The 17,003-nt window shown below is 38.6% G+C and carries 14 protein-coding genes; 10 read left to right on the forward strand and 4 right to left on the reverse strand.

Going from position 1 to position 17,003, the window contains the following annotated elements:
* Positions 1 to 6: 6 nt before the first annotated feature.
* From RI845_RS04990 to RI845_RS05015, 6 genes are all read left to right on the forward strand, one after another.
* Entirely contained in the window at positions 7 to 1,527 is a 1,521-nt protein-coding gene (locus tag RI845_RS04990) for a sigma 54-interacting transcriptional regulator (protein ID WP_348388646.1), read from the forward strand.
* Positions 1,528 to 1,745: 218 nt separating this feature from the next.
* Positions 1,746 to 3,518, forward strand: a complete 1,773-nt coding sequence (locus tag RI845_RS04995; RefSeq protein ID WP_348388647.1) for an LVIVD repeat-containing protein — start codon at positions 1,746 to 1,748, stop codon at positions 3,516 to 3,518.
* Positions 3,519 to 3,769: 251 nt separating this feature from the next.
* Positions 3,770 to 5,014: a kynureninase gene (gene kynU / locus RI845_RS05000; RefSeq protein WP_348388648.1), complete on the forward strand. Its 1,245-nt coding sequence runs from the start codon at positions 3,770 to 3,772 to the stop codon at positions 5,012 to 5,014.
* A gap of 43 nt (positions 5,015 to 5,057) precedes the next feature.
* Entirely contained in the window at positions 5,058 to 6,428 is a 1,371-nt protein-coding gene (locus RI845_RS05005; protein WP_348388649.1) for a sodium-dependent transporter, read from the forward strand.
* Between the two features lie 523 nt (positions 6,429 to 6,951).
* Positions 6,952 to 9,264 carry a TonB-dependent receptor gene (locus RI845_RS05010; protein ID WP_348388650.1) on the forward strand — a complete coding sequence of 771 codons (2,313 nt, stop codon included), beginning with the start codon at positions 6,952 to 6,954 and terminating at the stop codon, positions 9,262 to 9,264.
* Between the two features lie 129 nt (positions 9,265 to 9,393).
* Positions 9,394 to 9,816, forward strand: coding sequence for a hypothetical protein (locus RI845_RS05015; protein ID WP_348388651.1), 423 nt, complete (start codon positions 9,394 to 9,396; stop codon positions 9,814 to 9,816).
* 71 nt (positions 9,817 to 9,887) lie between these two features.
* Here the strand turns inward: RI845_RS05015 and RI845_RS05020 are convergent, their stop codons facing one another.
* The 4 genes from RI845_RS05020 to RI845_RS05035 form a co-directional block, all read right to left on the reverse strand.
* Positions 9,888 to 10,445 (reverse strand): hypothetical protein, encoded by a 558-nt coding sequence (locus RI845_RS05020; protein ID WP_348388652.1) that lies wholly within the window; start codon positions 10,443 to 10,445, stop codon positions 9,888 to 9,890.
* Positions 10,446 to 10,677: 232 nt separating this feature from the next.
* Positions 10,678 to 11,208 carry a hypothetical protein gene (locus RI845_RS05025; protein WP_348388653.1) on the reverse strand — a complete coding sequence of 177 codons (531 nt, stop codon included), beginning with the start codon at positions 11,206 to 11,208 and terminating at the stop codon, positions 10,678 to 10,680.
* 212 nt (positions 11,209 to 11,420) lie between these two features.
* A complete protein-coding gene (locus RI845_RS05030) occupies positions 11,421 to 12,383 on the reverse strand; it encodes a LysR family transcriptional regulator (RefSeq protein ID WP_348388654.1) in 963 nt (320 codons plus the stop codon).
* 99 nt (positions 12,384 to 12,482) lie between these two features.
* Positions 12,483 to 13,154 carry a malonic semialdehyde reductase gene (locus tag RI845_RS05035; protein WP_348388655.1) on the reverse strand — a complete coding sequence of 224 codons (672 nt, stop codon included), beginning with the start codon at positions 13,152 to 13,154 and terminating at the stop codon, positions 12,483 to 12,485.
* Positions 13,155 to 13,347: 193 nt separating this feature from the next.
* On the opposite strand from RI845_RS05035, the gene RI845_RS05040 reads away from it, so the two are divergent.
* The 4 genes from RI845_RS05040 to RI845_RS05055 all read left to right on the forward strand — a co-directional run bounded on the left by RI845_RS05040 (position 13,348) and on the right by RI845_RS05055 (position 16,932).
* A complete protein-coding gene (locus RI845_RS05040) occupies positions 13,348 to 14,172 on the forward strand; it encodes a sulfite exporter TauE/SafE family protein (RefSeq protein WP_348388656.1) in 825 nt (274 codons plus the stop codon).
* A gap of 429 nt (positions 14,173 to 14,601) precedes the next feature.
* Positions 14,602 to 15,534, forward strand: a complete 933-nt coding sequence (locus RI845_RS05045; protein WP_348388657.1) for a fumarylacetoacetate hydrolase family protein — start codon at positions 14,602 to 14,604, stop codon at positions 15,532 to 15,534.
* Positions 15,535 to 15,554: 20 nt separating this feature from the next.
* Positions 15,555 to 16,088: a VOC family protein gene (locus RI845_RS05050; protein WP_348388658.1), complete on the forward strand. Its 534-nt coding sequence runs from the start codon at positions 15,555 to 15,557 to the stop codon at positions 16,086 to 16,088.
* 16 nt (positions 16,089 to 16,104) lie between these two features.
* Complete coding sequence (locus tag RI845_RS05055) at positions 16,105 to 16,932, forward strand: alpha/beta fold hydrolase (RefSeq protein ID WP_348388659.1); 828 nt, start codon at positions 16,105 to 16,107, stop codon at positions 16,930 to 16,932.
* Positions 16,933 to 17,003: the final 71 nt, after the last annotated feature.

A 17,003-nucleotide genomic window follows, 5' to 3' on the forward strand; every position in this document is an offset into this window, starting at 1 on the left:
GATATTTTGAGAATAGAAATAGCGTCATTAGATAGAGTGGGTATCACCCAAGAGATTCTTGCCGTTTTTGCAATGAATAATTGGGACTTGCTAGCAATGGAAGTTAGCCAATACCATATTTACGTGCAGTTAAAAGACACAAGTATACCGCTTGCCATCATTGAGCCTGAGTTGATTAAAATTTCTGGTTTAAAAGCTATTCGTCAAATTGAGCTACTACCTGGAGAACGGAAGTCTCAACAACTTGAAGTATTGCTCGCCAACATTCCTGAGCCAATTATCGATATAGATAAAAACGGTTTGATCTTAATGGTAAATAAAGCCGCAAGTGTTGCGCTTGGCATGAGTGCTGAGCAGCTAATTAATGAACCACTTACCAACCACATTAAAGAAAAGCTTCGTATTTATTTATCTGGACAATCAACCACACAAGAAGTGACGTTTGCTAATCAACAATATTTCGCAGATATTACTCCGGTTATGTCTGATGAATCGATTAATGGTGCGGTAATTGTGTTACGAAGTTTAGCGAATGTTGGCCGTCACCTTTCGCAATACCAGCAAGGGCAAGTAGGTGGTTTTGATTCGATCATCGGCAATAGTGAAACAATTAAACAAATTAAAAGTCAAACCAAACGGTTTTCCAGCCTAGATTTACCAGTGTTAATTACCGGCGAAACAGGCACGGGTAAAGAATTACTAGCCAAGGCGCTGCATGACAATGGCAGTCGTTCTAGCAAGCCTTTTTTAGCAATAAACTGTGCGGCTTTACCTGAGCATTTACTTGAGTCGGAGTTGTTTGGTTATGCACCTGGCGCGTTTACTGGTGCACAAAGTGCAGGTAAGCCAGGTTTGTTTGAGCTTGCTAATGGCGGCAGCGTTTTTCTCGATGAAATCGCTGAGATGCCGGTGTACTTACAAGCAAAATTGTTACGTTTTTTACAAGACTTTAAAATTCGTCGTGTTGGCGGGGTTAAGGATCGAAAAGTTGATGTCAGGATCATCAGTGCTACCCATCAAAATATTGCTGAGCAAGTACAACAAAAGCAATTTAGAGAAGACTTATACTATCGCTTGAACGTGCTGAATTTAGATTTACCGACACTAAATAAGCGCGCCGATGATATACCTTTATTGGTCGAGCACTTTATTAACAATGCTGCTAAACAAGTAAATCAGTCGAACATTAACCTGAGCCCTGCAGCATTAGAAAAAGTATGTGCCTATTCTTGGCCGGGTAATGTCAGACAATTACAAAATGTGTTGTTTCGGGTTGCAGCCTTAGCCGAGAAAAATATCATTGATGAGCACGACATTGTGTTTGATGAACAATTAGTGAGCCAAACTGATGAACTGGATTTCACCGGTAGAGATGTAGAAAGTTGGCATGCTGCACAACAAAAATTTGAGCAAGGGCTGCTTAACGCACTTTATCCTTTGTATCCATCAACTCGTAAACTAGCAGAGCGGCTAAAGGTGTCACATAACAAAGTGGCGATGAAGTTGAGACAATACAAGATTAAATAATCAATATAAAATCAAACTAGATATATATATTTAATTATAGCTGGTCTAGTTATTGTTATTATCTTGTTATGTTTAACTTGCTTAGAATCGATACAAGCTTAAAATTATCAATTCATGTACTGTTTAGATGAGTTACTCAATGAGAAGAACATTATACGGATTGGTATAAACACCACGATAAATAAATGCATTTAGCCTTTATTTAACTGCGAGGAATTATGACGAATAAAAATATCTCTGTTTTCAGCAAGTCTATCAAACCGCTATTGGTCTCAAGTATTGCAATAGCCCTTACTGTTACTAATGTTGCGTGTGCAGAGAAAACTAGCCCTAAAGACATTAACATTAAAGATAAATGGGTTGCTCAATCTGATAGTTTAAGTATTGATAAAACGCCTGTTGACCCTGTTAAGGGCAGTTACGGTTTAAATACAAAAACCGGTGAGTTTACTCACCCAGTAGCCACACGAGATAGTCACGATAGAAAACCGTTTGATGGCATCTTAGATTATTGGGACACCGAGCAATACATCAAAAATATGACCATTGAGGCATATTATCCCATTACCGTTGAACCATTTCACACTTGGCAAAATATTGTCGATTTTGATGGCCGCCGTTATCTTTACCAATATGTTCGTCGTGATCTAAAAATATTCGATATAACCAATCCGAAAGACGCAAAATTGTTATTAACTCGAGGTCATACTTGGGGAGCTAACGGTGCAGATAAAGTTGATCAAAACCCTTATGATGAAACGGATATGTTCGGCGCTGCATCTATTCAGTTTAACGAAAAACTGGGTAAATATATCATGGTACAAGCTTTTGAAGTTCGCCGTTTTGGTTTACTGAAAAATAAACGTACCCAACCTGATAAAGTAGAAGCTATACGTAAATCGAACCATTTAAAAGGTTTTAAAGTTTATGAAATGAATGGCCCAATGCCTAAAGATTGGAAGTTATTATCAGAGCGTACAACCGATGTAGAACACCCTGATGCTCCTTATGGTCAGCAGCAAGGGTCGGGTGTAAGGGATCTTCCTGCTTATTTTGGTGGCGATACTATGTATGTTGCTGCAGCGCCAGATGCAAGTTACGCACTAACTGAATATCCAAATGATTTATATTCTGCCGGCTATCAGTCGTGGGATATGTCAGATCCTACTAACCCTAAGTTTTTGGATCAGTTAACGGTTCCGGGCCAAATTGCATTTGATCCTGTTCATGAGGCTGCATTTAAAGAAAACCCACGCGCAGGTAATCGCACCTCCTGGATGGGAGCTCGCATGTCATTATTTATCCCTACACCTGTTGAAGATGGCGGAAAATATGGTTATGCAGCCATGGGCGGCTTAGGTTTTTATGTGGTTGATATTACTGACAGTAAAAATTTAAAAGTCGTTAGTCACCTGAATTTTGCGCCGAGTGTCGCAGGTACCGAAGGTGATTTTATTGATGTATCACAAGTTGAGAAAACAGGTATTGTTTATTTCAGTGGTTACCCATTAAATGAAGATTGTTGGGAACCGTACAAAGATGTTCACATGATCGATGTTAGTAACCCTGCTAAACCAGTTAAAGTAGGTGTTCTACCTCGACCTAAACCTCCAGCAGATGCTAAATTTGTCGATTTTTGTCAACGTCGTGGTAGCTTTGGCCCTAAGCGTACGGGTTATTACACCCAACCTGGTACGCCGAAAGATAACATTTTACCGTTCAATTTCTATAATGCCGGTTTGCAAGTATTTGATGTAAGCAATATAGAAAAGCCTAAAATAACAGCGTATTTTGTACCACCATTTAATACCGAGCGTGTAGTTGAGTATGCTCGTGGTAATTTATCGCATAGTGTCTACGTTGAATACGATAGAAACTTATTTTGGTTATTTACCAATCACGGGATCTATGTGCTATCAAGCCCTGTGCTCGGTGAACCTAGTTTTGAAGCGCCAACGACACCTTGGCCAGCGAGACCCCTTAAGAAATAACGTGCTATAAACACTTACCCAATGAAGCCTTAGGTAACTCTAAGGCTTCGCTAATTTTACGGAAACAAAATAGCCTAGTTATAACTATTTTATTATAGGCTTAACGATTAATGTTATTTTTAAGTTATTACAAATGCCTATATGATGATTTTAATAACAATCATATTTAGGTATTCTGCCAATAACAAACGGCAGATTAAGTAATTAGTACTATTACCAATACCACCGTATTTAAACGCTGTGAGACTAACATGCAAAAAATTACCAGAGAATATTGTATTCAACTAGATAGCCAAGACAGCATCGCTGATTTTCGCAATGAATTTAATTTACCAGAGCATGACATTTACATGTGTGGTAATTCATTAGGGGCCATGCCTAAAAAAGCTATGGCTAAAGTTGAGCAAGTAATGCTGGATCAATGGGGCACTAGTTTAATTAAAAGCTGGAATATTCATGGCTGGTTTACTTTAAGCCAAACTATTGGTGACCTATTGGCAACAACTATCGGTGCTGAAGCTGGCGAAGTTGTCGTTACTGATGCTACAGGAATAAACGTATTTAAAGTGCTCGCTGCTGCTTTAACCCTGAACCCTGAACGTAAAAAAATAGTCATGGAAGGCAGTAACTTTCCAACTGATAACTATACTGCGCAAGGGTTAGTAAAATTGCTCGGTAATAAACATGAAATTGTTTTTGCTGAAACTGAGCAAGGTATTTTAGATGCCATTGATGACAGCGTCGCTGTTGTTTGTTTAACGCAAGTGCACTATAAATCTGGTCGCTTGCTTGATATGAAATCAATCACTGAAAAAACTCAGCAGTGCGGCGCTATTTCAGTATGGGATTTATGCCACAGTGGTGGTGCTTTACCTATTGATCTTAATGGCTGTAATGTTGATTTTGCTCTAGGTTGTACTTACAAATATTACAATGGTGGTCCTGGCAGTCCGGCTTTTGTGTTCTGCGCCAAACGCCATCAAGGCAAAGCTTTACAACCTTTAACTGGTTGGTACTCACATGCAGCGCCATTCGCCTTTGAACAAGATTATCGTCCGGCCGAAAACATCAACCAAATGCTCTCAGGTACGCAAGGGATATTAAGTTTGGCGGTATCTGAAATAGGCATCGATATTGCTTCTCGCGCCGATATGAATGAAGTTCGTAATAAATCGTTAAATTTATCTGACTTATTCATGCAGCTAATCGAGCAGGAATGTGCTGAATTTAATTTTGAGTTAATCACTCCGAAAGAACGCGCCCGTCGAGGTAGTCAGGTCGCAATGAGCCATGAAAATGGTTATGCCATTATGCAATGTTTAATTGCGCAAGGTGTAATGGGAGACTTTAGAGCCCCTGATACTTTAAGATTCGGTTTAACCCCCCTTTATCTGCGCTTTGTTGATATTTGGGATGCTGTAGCAACGTTAAAAGAAATAATGCAAAAAGGTACTTGGCAGGAAGCGGTATATAATCAAAAGCATGCAGTTACCTAAACATAATTATCGCGATAAATATAAAACAACAAAGAGGTAATAAATGAGTATTTCAGCCACAAAAGCGGTGACTTGGTCATCAAAATCCAGTTTTCTCTTTGCGACTATCGGTATTGCGGTAGGACTTGGGAATATCTGGCGTTTTCCTTATGTGGTTGGTACTAATGGCGGCGCAGCGTTTGTGTTAGTTTATATCTTAACACTGTTGTGTTTTGCAGCCCCTATCATGATTGCTGAATTGATGATTGGCAGACAAGGTCAAAAAGACCCATTCTCTAGTATTAAAGAGTTAAGTGAGAAAAATTCTGCTAGTAAAAGCTGGCAGATAATAGGCTGGTTAAGTTTACTTATTCCTTTTATCGCTTTGTCTTATTACAGTGTTGTTGCCGGTTGGACTGTCGATTACACCTGGCAATCGTTATTAAACCGCTTTGATGGAATTGATAATGCCGGCTCTAAGCAATACTTCCAGTCACTTGCAGGTTCGCCAACTCACAGTGTTGCACTATTTATAGGCTTTATCGCATTTACAATGTTTATTATTTCGAAAGGCTTAAAAGATGGCCTGGAGAAAAGCGTAAAATTGCTCATGCCAATGCTGTTTATTATCTTAGTTTTCCTAGTTATTTATGCCGCTATTGCCGGAGATTTCGCTAAAGGGTTTGCTTATTTATTTTCCCCTGATTTATCTAAAATTAATGCCGATGTTGTGTTAGCTGCAATGGGGCAGGCGTTTTTCTCATTAGGTGTTGGTGCCGGTAGTGTAATGGCTTATGGCGGTTATTTATCAAAAGATATTTCCATTCCTAAATCGGTGTTAACCGTCGCCTTTGCCGATACTTTGGTGGCTCTGTTAGCTGGTCTTGCAATATTTCCATTTGTGTTCGCCTTTGATTTAACGCCATCAAGTGGGCCTGGGTTGATTTTTGAAACTCTGCCAATAGCGTTTGGGCAACTACCAGGTGGACAATGGGTTGGTTTATTATTTTTCTTTTTATTAGCTGGCGCCGCGCTTACAACAGCTTTGTCTATGCTTGAGTGTTTGGTACGTTTCCTATCGGATAGGTACCAATTCACCCGAGTTAAAGCTACATGCATTGCCGGCTCTGCCAGTGCTGTTTTAGGTTTAGGTGCTGCTTTATCATTTAACCTGTTAGCAGATTTCAAACCACTTGGCTTTATTGACTTTTTTAGTGGTAAAACATTGTTTGATTTAATGGATTATTCGGTAGCCAATATTATGATCCCGTTCAATGCATTATTAATTGTGTTGTTCTGTGGATGGGTAATGAAAAAAGATGTTGTGCAAGTAGAGTTTGCAGAGCAATCATCTGTTTGGTTTAAGCCATGGCTAACACTAATTCGATTCATTGCCCCAGTAGGCGTAATTGCGGTGTTAATTATTGGTTTGTAATACAACTTTATTATTCTGATCAGGCAGGTAAAACTGCCTTTTTTACTTCAGGGAAGAAGGAATGCCAAGCTCACATGGATGTTATAGGGTTGGCTCATTTACTTTTCACTTCAACTATTGGCAAAATTTCCCCGTTAATTTAAATAAATTTGTTTCGAAACTAGGAACAAAATATTAACATGGGTTAATAATAATAAATTTTTACCAACTCCAAAATTTATATTTTTCACAACAATTGCAATTCTCATTTTTATGTCTTTATAACCTGTTGAATTTTAACTGTTAAAGTTTGAATTTTGGTTTTTATTGAATAAATTGGCTATATATAAAAGTGTATAGCAGACCCGTAATAAATTATTTTTATTATATGTTTGACTCCTTTAGTGTGGTTACAGATGAGTAAGAACATAATAACAACTCATTAATAAAATAAATTCATTCATAAAAATTATAAAAGATAATTCCCTAGCACTGGGGTGGAGAACACAAGATGAGTATGCAACATATTTCAAAGGTTAAAACCATGCGAAACCCAATAGCAATGAGTGTCGCTCTTGCCATAGGTTTAACTAACCTGTCAGCTTTTGCTGAAGAAGCAACTACAGAAAACGTTGAAGTAGATGAGTTAGCGATTGAGCATGTAACCGTTACTGCTCGTCATAAAGTTGAAAGTTTACAAACAACACCGATTGCTGTTTCAGCATTTGGTGCAGATCAAATTAAAGAAGAACGTATAAACGGCTTAGAAGATATTTCAAGCAGAGTACCTGGTTTTCAGATGAATGCTTATAACTCGGCTGAGCCAGAATTATTTATGCGTGGTATTGGTAGTGATATAGAAAGTGCCGGTGCTGCAGCAGCAATTGGTATGTATATCGATGGCGTTTATATTTCACGTGGTACCAGTGCTGTTATGGATTTATACGACCTTCAAAGCGTTGAAGTGCTGCGTGGTCCACAAGGTACATTGTATGGTAAAAACGTTGTCGGCGGTGCAGTAAACTTTATCACTAAACGCCCTGTTGATGGTGATATGGAAGGTAGCGCAGAAGTTACCGCTGGTGATTATGGTCTAATGGAAGCGAAAGGCTATGTTACTGGTGCTGTCTCAGATAGCATGGCGGGTAAAATTTCTGTAGTGTCAAAAACACGCGATGGTTACGGTAAAAACACCTATACGGGTAATGATGCCGATGTTGCTGAAAGTACCTCTGTACGTGGTCAATTATTATATACCGCCAGTGACGATTTAGAAGTATTGTTTACCGCGGCATCAAGCAGTGCTGAAGGGGTACCAAAAATTAAACATATTGGCTATAGCGCAGGTCGTAACGAAGCGTTTATTAGTGAAGACCCGCGTGAAGATTTAAGCAGCGTTGATAATGATGAAGAATCAGACAGCACAACGTTTGCAGTGCAAGTTGATTGGACAACTGGTATTGGTCATTTAACCTCAATCACAGCGTATCGTGATAATGATTACAGCATTTATGAAAATGCGGCTGCTGGACTTGTAGATTCAACTCAAAAGTTTGAATGGTGTGGCGATTGGAGCACTTTTGATATTTACCCTTGTGAAGATAACACGGTGGAGAATCAAGAAGACTTAGCGTTAATCCAACCAGATGATGAATGGTTGTCATTAAAAGAAGAACAATCTGAGCAGTTTTCACAAGAATTTCGTTTAGCCGATGTAAGTGACGGACCATTAGGTTGGTTAGTTGGTGTGTTCTACATGACTGAAGACATTGACCGTCAAGAAGAAGTTGATTATTGGTTTGATACGCAATGGGGTACAACTACTGGCAATATATATAACACTACAGTAAATGACACCACAAGCTACGCTGTTTTTGGTCAAGCTAGTTATGAATTAACGGACAAGTTATCTGTTACTGGTGGTTTACGTTGGTCGCGAGATGAAAAAGACTTCTCCGGTACCGCTGGTGGTAAACGTTTTGATAACTGTTGTGGTCATCACATTGACCTCGAAGGTAACTGGGTATTTGATGAATACGCATTCGAGACTGATGATTCATGGGAAGAGTGGACACCAAGTTTTAACTTAGATTATCAAGCAACAGACGATATGTTCTTGTATGCATCAGTAGCGAAAGGCTATAAAGCGGGTGGCTTTAACGGTGAAGGCATGGAAAAAGCTGAAGAAGCAATTATTGCTTTTGATCCTGAAACAGCTTGGAACTATGAAGTTGGATTTAAAACGCGAAGCTTTTCTGACAGATTACAAGTAAATGGTGCGTTATTCTTTACTGAATATACCGATATTCAAACCACAGTTTGGGTAGAAACCGGTGAAACCACGCCTGATAACTTACAAGTGTTTAACGGTACTGGTGAAGTATCTGGTTTAGAGTTGGAAGTTGTTGCCTTAGTGACTGAAGGTTTAACCCTAAAAGGTAGCTACGGATTTATTGATTCAGAATTTACTGAAGACTTTGAAGTGGATGGTGAAAACCTCAAAGGCAATAAAATGCGCCGTACACCAGAAAACACGTTCAGCCTAAATGCTGTATATGAGTGGGGCATGGGTGACTTTGCTGAAGCAAGTGTAAGTGTTAGTTACCAATATCAAGACGAATACTTCTTTGATAACTCAAATGATCCACTTACCCAAGTTGACTCAGAAACTAACGTAGATGCTGTATTTATGCTGCGTAGCTGGGAAGACACATGGTCAGTTCAAGTTTGGGCTAAAAACCTAACTGACGAGCTGAACGTTGCTTCTACTACTGTGTATGCTGCTATGGACGATACCGTGTATAACTCGTACAAAGCGCCTAAAACAGTTGGTGTTACCTTTGGCTATAACTTTTAATTCAGGGATGAATTAATGCAAAACAAACAGGGATGTTATCTGTTTTGCTAAGTTGAAGAGCTAATAAAATATGACAAACATGGCCCTGAAGACGAACATTTTCAGGGCTTTTTTATTTTTGAGGATCCTATGAATTATATTAAATTATTCCTGCTTGCTGCACTTTTAACACTAACAATTATCGTTCCTAATAAAGCGCATAGCGTTGCCGATCAAAATGCAATTTATACAATTACCGTTTGGAAAATACACCCTGGTAAACATGTTGAATTTATAAAGTACATGACTGAATGGGAAGAGGTGTTCAAAGAAATTAATGAACCGCCAATGAAATGGTATCGAAAAATATCTGGTGACAGCTATGACTTTGTCAGCATTAGCCCGCCATTTAATTATGAAGCAGAAAAAGCCATGGAGGCTGCGGGTAAAAAACGCGGTTTACCAATTGGCTATAACTATACGTTAAAGCTTAATGAATTTGCTGATACGTACACCAGTACTATCGTGGAAGGACCGCAGTCTATGGCTGACTTATTGGCACAGATTGAATAGTCCAACGTATAAAATCACATTGGGTCAGAGTGTATGAATTCATTTTATAACCTTCTGACCCAGAATATTTTTTAAATATTGCTTATATCAACTTCACATTGGTAATTTGAGTCTGTTCTACCTGGGTAGTCAATTCGCATTTGGTTGTATTCTATATCATCAAAACTGGCTTCCATAGTATCGGTAAACTTATCAGCTGTTTTTCCTATTACCCTGCCTTGCTTGCCCAATGCATCAAATTCATGTTGATGCTCAGCCATTAATAAATCTAACTTTGCGACTACTGCCTCTTGTTGCTTTAAGTAATTTTTATCAATATATAAACTATCATCACTTTCTTGGATAGCTAATGCTGTTAACTCTTCAATCTGCTTTGTATAATCATTGAGCTCTTGCTCAATAGACTGAATTGGCAATTCTAATGAAGCCATCTTCTGTTCTTCAGCTCGCAATGCCTTATAAGCTTCTATTTGTTCTGAATTCATCGGGTATTGAGCAACTAGGTTACAGTTGTTCAACAAGCTAATGGTGTAGCCTGTGTCATTTTCGTTTGACTGTGTAGCAAATGCAGTACTAATTAATAAGCATGATGAAATCGCGGTATAAGTGAATGTTTTGTGAAATGTCATGGTAGCCCCTGATTATCGGTTTTATTTAAATTCAATAACTAGTAAGTCGAGGGGATTGCAAAAAAAGTTTAAATTAGTTTTTAATTTAATCTATAGATGACTAAAACTTTATGGCCTTTGTGTTAAGGGAGGCGCTATCTAGTGAGTTACGGTTTTTGATTTAGGTAACTGAAGAAGGAGCTGTATAAAGTCTGGCCGAATGCTTTTGGCCAGACTATAAAGGCATTGAAAGCTATTTAATTGTTATCGGTTTATATGAAAGACCCATATAAGCTTGACCTTTCCATGAGTCTAATACAAAGCTGATATTGGCATTGTCGTTCTTCCACTCACTGTTTAACTTGTAATCACCTTTAGAGGTAAGTTGGCACAGTTGCTCAACATTAACCGTGCTTAAATCCACTTTATTATCAGTAACTACCTTTGCTTTTCCGTATTGCTTTTCAACTTCAGCTTTTACTTCGTTGTAGGCACTAACACAATTAACGGCTGTTTCACTAAAGCCTTTGTAATACAAGACATTAACTAAATTTCCTGCATCATTAAATAAGTACTCTTTATGAAATTCAATATTAAATAAATGGCTTTCATAAGTTATACGCGTTGGTATTTCGTCATCGGGGGCAGTCTTATGGTTTTTCTTTACATCACTGAAACTTTGGCTCCAGTCTATTTTTTCCAATGCCGTGTTATTGGTAGCACCAACATTGCCTACACATAAAAATGAAAGTAAAACGAAGGGGAATTTTTTGAATGGTTTCATGGTAATACCTTTAATTAATCGCTTAGTTAAAGGTTGCCAGATATTATAGGTAAAGTCTTATAACAGATTGGCTTGTTATAACTCCTTTATTGTTATAGCTGAAGCTAAAATTGAGTCAACTTTTATAACGTCCATGTTAAGTAAACATTCCTTTGTCCCTGAAGTATAAAAAGCCAACAATAAATGTTGGCTTTCAGATAGGTTGATAATGATTAATAAATTTCTTTATAGCGCTTGGTAAGTTTTTCTGCCTCTTCGCGTAACGCTTCTAATAAGTAATGCGCTGCAGGTGGCAATTGGCGTTGAGCTCTTAACGTTACGCCAATAGGACCTGGTGCAATAATTAAAGGAATATCCAAACGTTTCATTAAGCCTATTTCTTCGTAGGTTAACACTACTTGCAATGGCAATGCGGTGATCATATCGGTATTCTTTAATAATGTACGGTTGGTTAATATAGATACGGATTCAACTGGGTTAACCGGAACATCTAAACCTTCCCGATGAAAAGCACCGTCAATTTCATCTCTTAACATGGTTTCTCTTGGCGGCAATATCCACTGTTGATCGACTAAATCATGCAGAGTAAGGTTTTTTCTACTCTGTAATGGATGATCTGCGCGGGCAACAATCACTACCGGTTCATGATAAAGCACTTCATTGGTTAAGCCGTCTTCGGTGGGAACCTCAGGAATACGACCAACCATAATGTCTAAATCATCAATCTTTAATGATTTCGTTAATCGGTCTGCAGTACCTTCTTTTAACGATACTGAAACATTAGGTCTGTTTTTCTTCAATCTAGCAATAGCATTAGGTAATAACGTTGCACTGGCGGCTAATAAACTACCTACCGTTACTCGGCCGGTTAACCCGCCTTGTAATGACGATAATTCTTCACTGGCGTGTTTAACTTGTGAAAGTATTAATTTGGCATGCTTAATTAATACTTCACCATAAAGGGTTGGTGTTACGCCTCGTGATGAACGATCGAACAATTCAATATTTAGTGCAGATTCAATGTCTCGAATAATTTTTGTAGCAGCAGGCTGGGCCATATTATGTATTTGTGCGGCTTTGAATATATTTCGTTGTTCGCCAACAGTGACCAACAATTGTAAATACTTAAACTTTAAACGCGACACTAAGTGGCGCTCTAACATATTAGGATTCATTTAAATTCTCTTTGTTGGTTAAATTCATATCGTTAAAATGATTTATTACTTTAATATAACAAGGTTAACTTTTATAACAAAGTAATTATACCTGTTTGATTATAACAAGGAGCACACTTCATCAAATTCAAATCTTGGTAACCGCTGAAATATCTTTTTAGTATCGCCATAACCTAAGCTGCATAAAAAGTTACTTTTAATACTGGTGCCACTGAAAAATTCATCATCTGCAGCCTGGTTATTAAACCCAGACATTGGGCCAATATCCAAACCAAGAGCACGAGCCGCTATCATCAAATAGCCACCTTGTAAGGTGCCGTTGCGAAAAGCAGTACTTGAAACCATGTTAGGGTTATTCTCAAATAAGCTTTGAGCGCCAGGGTTGTGGGCAAAAAGTTTTGGCATGTGTTTAAAAAACTCCATATCATGGCCAATAATTACCGTAACCGGTGCACTTAGTACTTTATCTACATTCAGAGGAGCTAAACACTTTTTCAAACGTTGCTTGGCTTCATCGGTGCGAATAAATACAAAACGGGCAGGGCAGGTATTCATACTCGTAGAGCCCATTTTTACAATGTCATAAAGTTGCTTGAGTAAGTCATCACTTACCGGCTTGTCCAACCAACCGTTGTGGCTTCGAGCTTCTCTTATTATTAAATCCAGGGCATTATCATCAAGGATAGGACTTTGTATTTTTAGTTCATCCGCCTTAAGTTGAGCGCTTTTAATTGCATGCAGCTGTTGCTCGGTAAATTGTGGCTTATCCATATTTTCAATCTTCTTTCTATTAGTAGATAGAGCTATCATCGGCTTTTTATTGACATAGTTAAATTAAAATATAACCCCTTGGTTATATCTATTTTGTTATATCAGAGTGAAGTATTATAGCGTTGTCTAGATAGTGTTGCTTGGGTATACTGGCTGCAAGATTTTTAGAGCATTTGAATAAGGTACAAAACCAATGGATATGTTGATTGATATATTACCCTTTGTGGCAATGATGCTGGTAACCGGTGTAGTTGGCGGGATTTTAGCTGGTTTGTTAGGTGTTGGCGGCGGAATTGTGATCGTGCCAGTTCTTGATACTGCCCTTGGTTTTTATGGAGTCGACAGCGCTATTCGAATGCATATCGCGGTAGCCACATCATTGGCGTGTATTATTTTAACGTCAATATCTTCATCAAAAGCTCATCATGCCAAAGGCGCCGTTGATTTTAATTTAATTAAAATTTGGGGGCCTGCTGTTTTTATTGGCTCGTTAATTGGTTCTATGGCGGCAAGTTATGTAGATAGCCAAGTTCTGTCTGCAATTTTTGGCGTTGTTGCACTAATTGTTGCGATTAAAATGGCTCTGCCATTAGATAATGTGATTATTAGACAAGATGTACCTCGTGGTATTACAGCTCCAGCAACACCTGTTGTTATCGGTGGCTTATCAAGCATGATGGGGATTGGTGGTGGTACGTTAAGTGTACCAGTATTAACGTTGATGAATCAGCCAATTCACCGAGCGGTTGGTAGCGCAGCATTCATTGGTTTATTAATTAGCATTCCCGGCACCATTGGTTTCATTGTTTCTGGGTTCAACGATCCTCGACTACCTCCTGGCAGTTTTGGCTATGTAAACCTTATTGGTTTCGCGCTAATTTCACCGGTAACTGTATGGGCTGCACCAATAGGCGCTAAAATTGCGCATAGTTTAGATAAACGTCATTTAAGTACATTATTTGGTGGCTTCTTATTCATCGTTGCTTGTCGGATGATTTACCGCACCCTGGTTGCTTAATCGGTTGCTTAATCGGTTGCTTAATCGGTTGCTTAATCGGTTGCATAATCCCCTTTAAATCCTTTTGAACAAAATTTGTTTCAGGCAGCAGCATCTCCTCTCGTGATGCTGTTGCCTTTTTACTTCAGGGACGAAGGAATATCAATTTGCCATGGGCCATTCATTCATATCCCTGTGATCATGGCATACACAACTTCCATGTTGAAAACGGCATTAAGTTTGTAACTTCAGGGACGAAGGAATGCAAAAATCCATTTTCCTATTCAATAAATCTCCATGCAGATAACCCGCTATATCGCAAAAGATAAAGCTATTTAGCTAGTTATAATAAAAGTGTTATAAGTAGCCGGTAAAAATTTAGTCGATTTTTATAGCGAAACATCGCACATTGTATACATAACTTTTACAAACAATTAATGGAGTGTAGCAATGACAAATTACGGTTTAGCTACTTATCAACAAGGCGACGTAACAAGTACCGCTATTGTATTTGAACAACAATACTTTGATCTAAAAACCGCCTATAGTGCGGTTTATCCAAACAATAGCCAAATTCCAGCTTGGACTTGTGATGTAACGATAGCTTTATCACAGTGGCAAAAAATTAGCGCTGACGTTGATGCTTTTGCACAAGCTGCTGCTAAGCAGTTAGCAAGCCTTAAACCTATTAGTGGTGATTACCAAGTGTTAGCGCCATTCAGACCAACTACTATTTTTGGTACGGCATCGAATTACCATGAACACGCTGCAGAAATGAACACCATTTTAGCTGCTAAACCAGACAGCTCACCTTATGTATTTATGAAGGCAACTACCAGTGTTGTAGGTACTAATGAATACGTAATTTTACCACCAGAAACCAAAAAGCTTGATTGGGAAGTTGAGCTGGGTGTGGTTATTGGTAAAACGGCTCGCCGAGTTAAAGCAGAAGATGCGCTTGATTATATTGCTGGCTACACCGTGGTTAATGATATTTCGGCAAGAGATTTAAATCACCGTACAGACTACCCGTTCAAGCATGACTGGTTTCGCGGAAAAAGCTGGGATACATTCTGCCCAATGGGGCCAGTATTTGTTCCTAAAAGTGCAATTGCAGACCCTCATAAAGTGAAATTGGCGTTATACCTAAACGACAAACAAATGCAAGACGGCAACACCAGCGAGTTGATTTGGGATGCATTTGAGCAAATTCAATATTTATCAAGCATTTTAACGTTACAACCTGGCGATGTGATCATGACCGGAACTCCTGCAGGAGTTGGTAAAGGAATTGGCCTATTCTTAAAGCCTGGAGATGTACTGCGTGCATCTGCTGAAGGTGTTGGCGAAATAATTAATACTGTAAAAGCAGAGCAGTTGTAAACTCACTTAAGGATCAAATAATGTATAAACCACAACCATTAAAGTTAGGTCATTTAGTCTTAAAAGTGAACGATATTCAAACCTCGGTAAAATTTTATCAAGACGTTGTTGGTCTAGAGATCTCCGACTGGATTGATGATCGTATGGTATTTATGCGTTCAAGTAGTGATCATCATGATTTAGCCCTTTTACAACTGCCTGACAATCAAATTGGTAAGTTGGATCCGGAGCAAAACCGAGTGGAGCACTTTTCTTATCAAGTTGAATCACTTGTTGAAATTAAACGTATTACGGCAATGCTGATTGAACGTGGTATCGAGATAGACCGTGGCGTAGGCCGTCACGGCCCAGGCGATAATACCTTCATCGTATTTAAAGACCCAGATGGTAATAATGTTGAGTTTTACTCAGACATGTTACAGATCACTGACCAAGCGCCATATCAAGCATCAGTGTGGAAAAGTGCAGAATTAGAAACGTTTGATCAATGGCATCTAAAAGATTTCGTGGTTGAACCGCCAGCCAGAATTACTGCCATTTTGAAAAAAGATTAAGAAAGTAGGAATTATTATGTCGATTTTAGAAATTAATTCGAATCAGTTTTATTATGAAGTACATGGCGAAGGCGAGCCGGTAGTATTAGCTCATGGTCTAGGCGGTAATCATGCAACTTGGTATCAGCAAGTCGCTGTATTAGCTAAAGCCTACCAAGTTATAACCTTTGATCACCGTGGGTTTGGCTCTTCAACAGACAATGACAAACTTGGTCGAGCTGGCTTTGTTAGTGATTTACTGGCATTGCTTGATCATTTAAACATTGATAAAGCGGCACTAGTCGGCCAGTCAATGGGTGGCGGCACAGTTATTCATTTTGCCAACCAATATCCTGAGCGAGTTGCAGGTTTAGTCATCGCTGATTCTTTACACGGTTTGGTCGAATCTGATGATGTAGAAAAATTAATGAATCAAGCTCGAATAGATACCCAAAACTTAAGTCAGTTAGACAGAGTGTTAGGTCAAAGCTATAAAGCACAAAACCCACAAGGCGCTTTACTTTATCAACAAATCAATAGCTTCAACGCAACTGACAAGTCTAATTTGGTTGGTGAATATGCAGCAACAAAAGTATCACCGCAAGCATTAGCAGACCTTGGTATAGCGATTATGTTTATTAGTGGTCAGGATGATATTTTATTTCCAATAGACGCGGTACGATTAGTGCAAGATCAGGTGGCAAACTCATTTATTGTTGAATTTGATAATTGTGGTCATTCAGCATTTTATGAACGCGCGCAAGAATTTAACGATAGTGTATTAAGCTTCTTACAAATGGCAGGATTAAATCCTAATAATAATTCTGCCCACAGTAATGCTTCTGGCTATGTAAAGGTGGGTTAACAATCGCAGTTAATATAACGGCTTTAACCCTTAATAAACTGCCTTTGGTAGTTAACAAAAATATTTAATTT

This window comes from Thalassotalea nanhaiensis, from assembly GCF_031583575.1.
Lineage (GTDB): Bacteria > Pseudomonadota > Gammaproteobacteria > Enterobacterales > Alteromonadaceae > Thalassotalea_A > Thalassotalea_A nanhaiensis.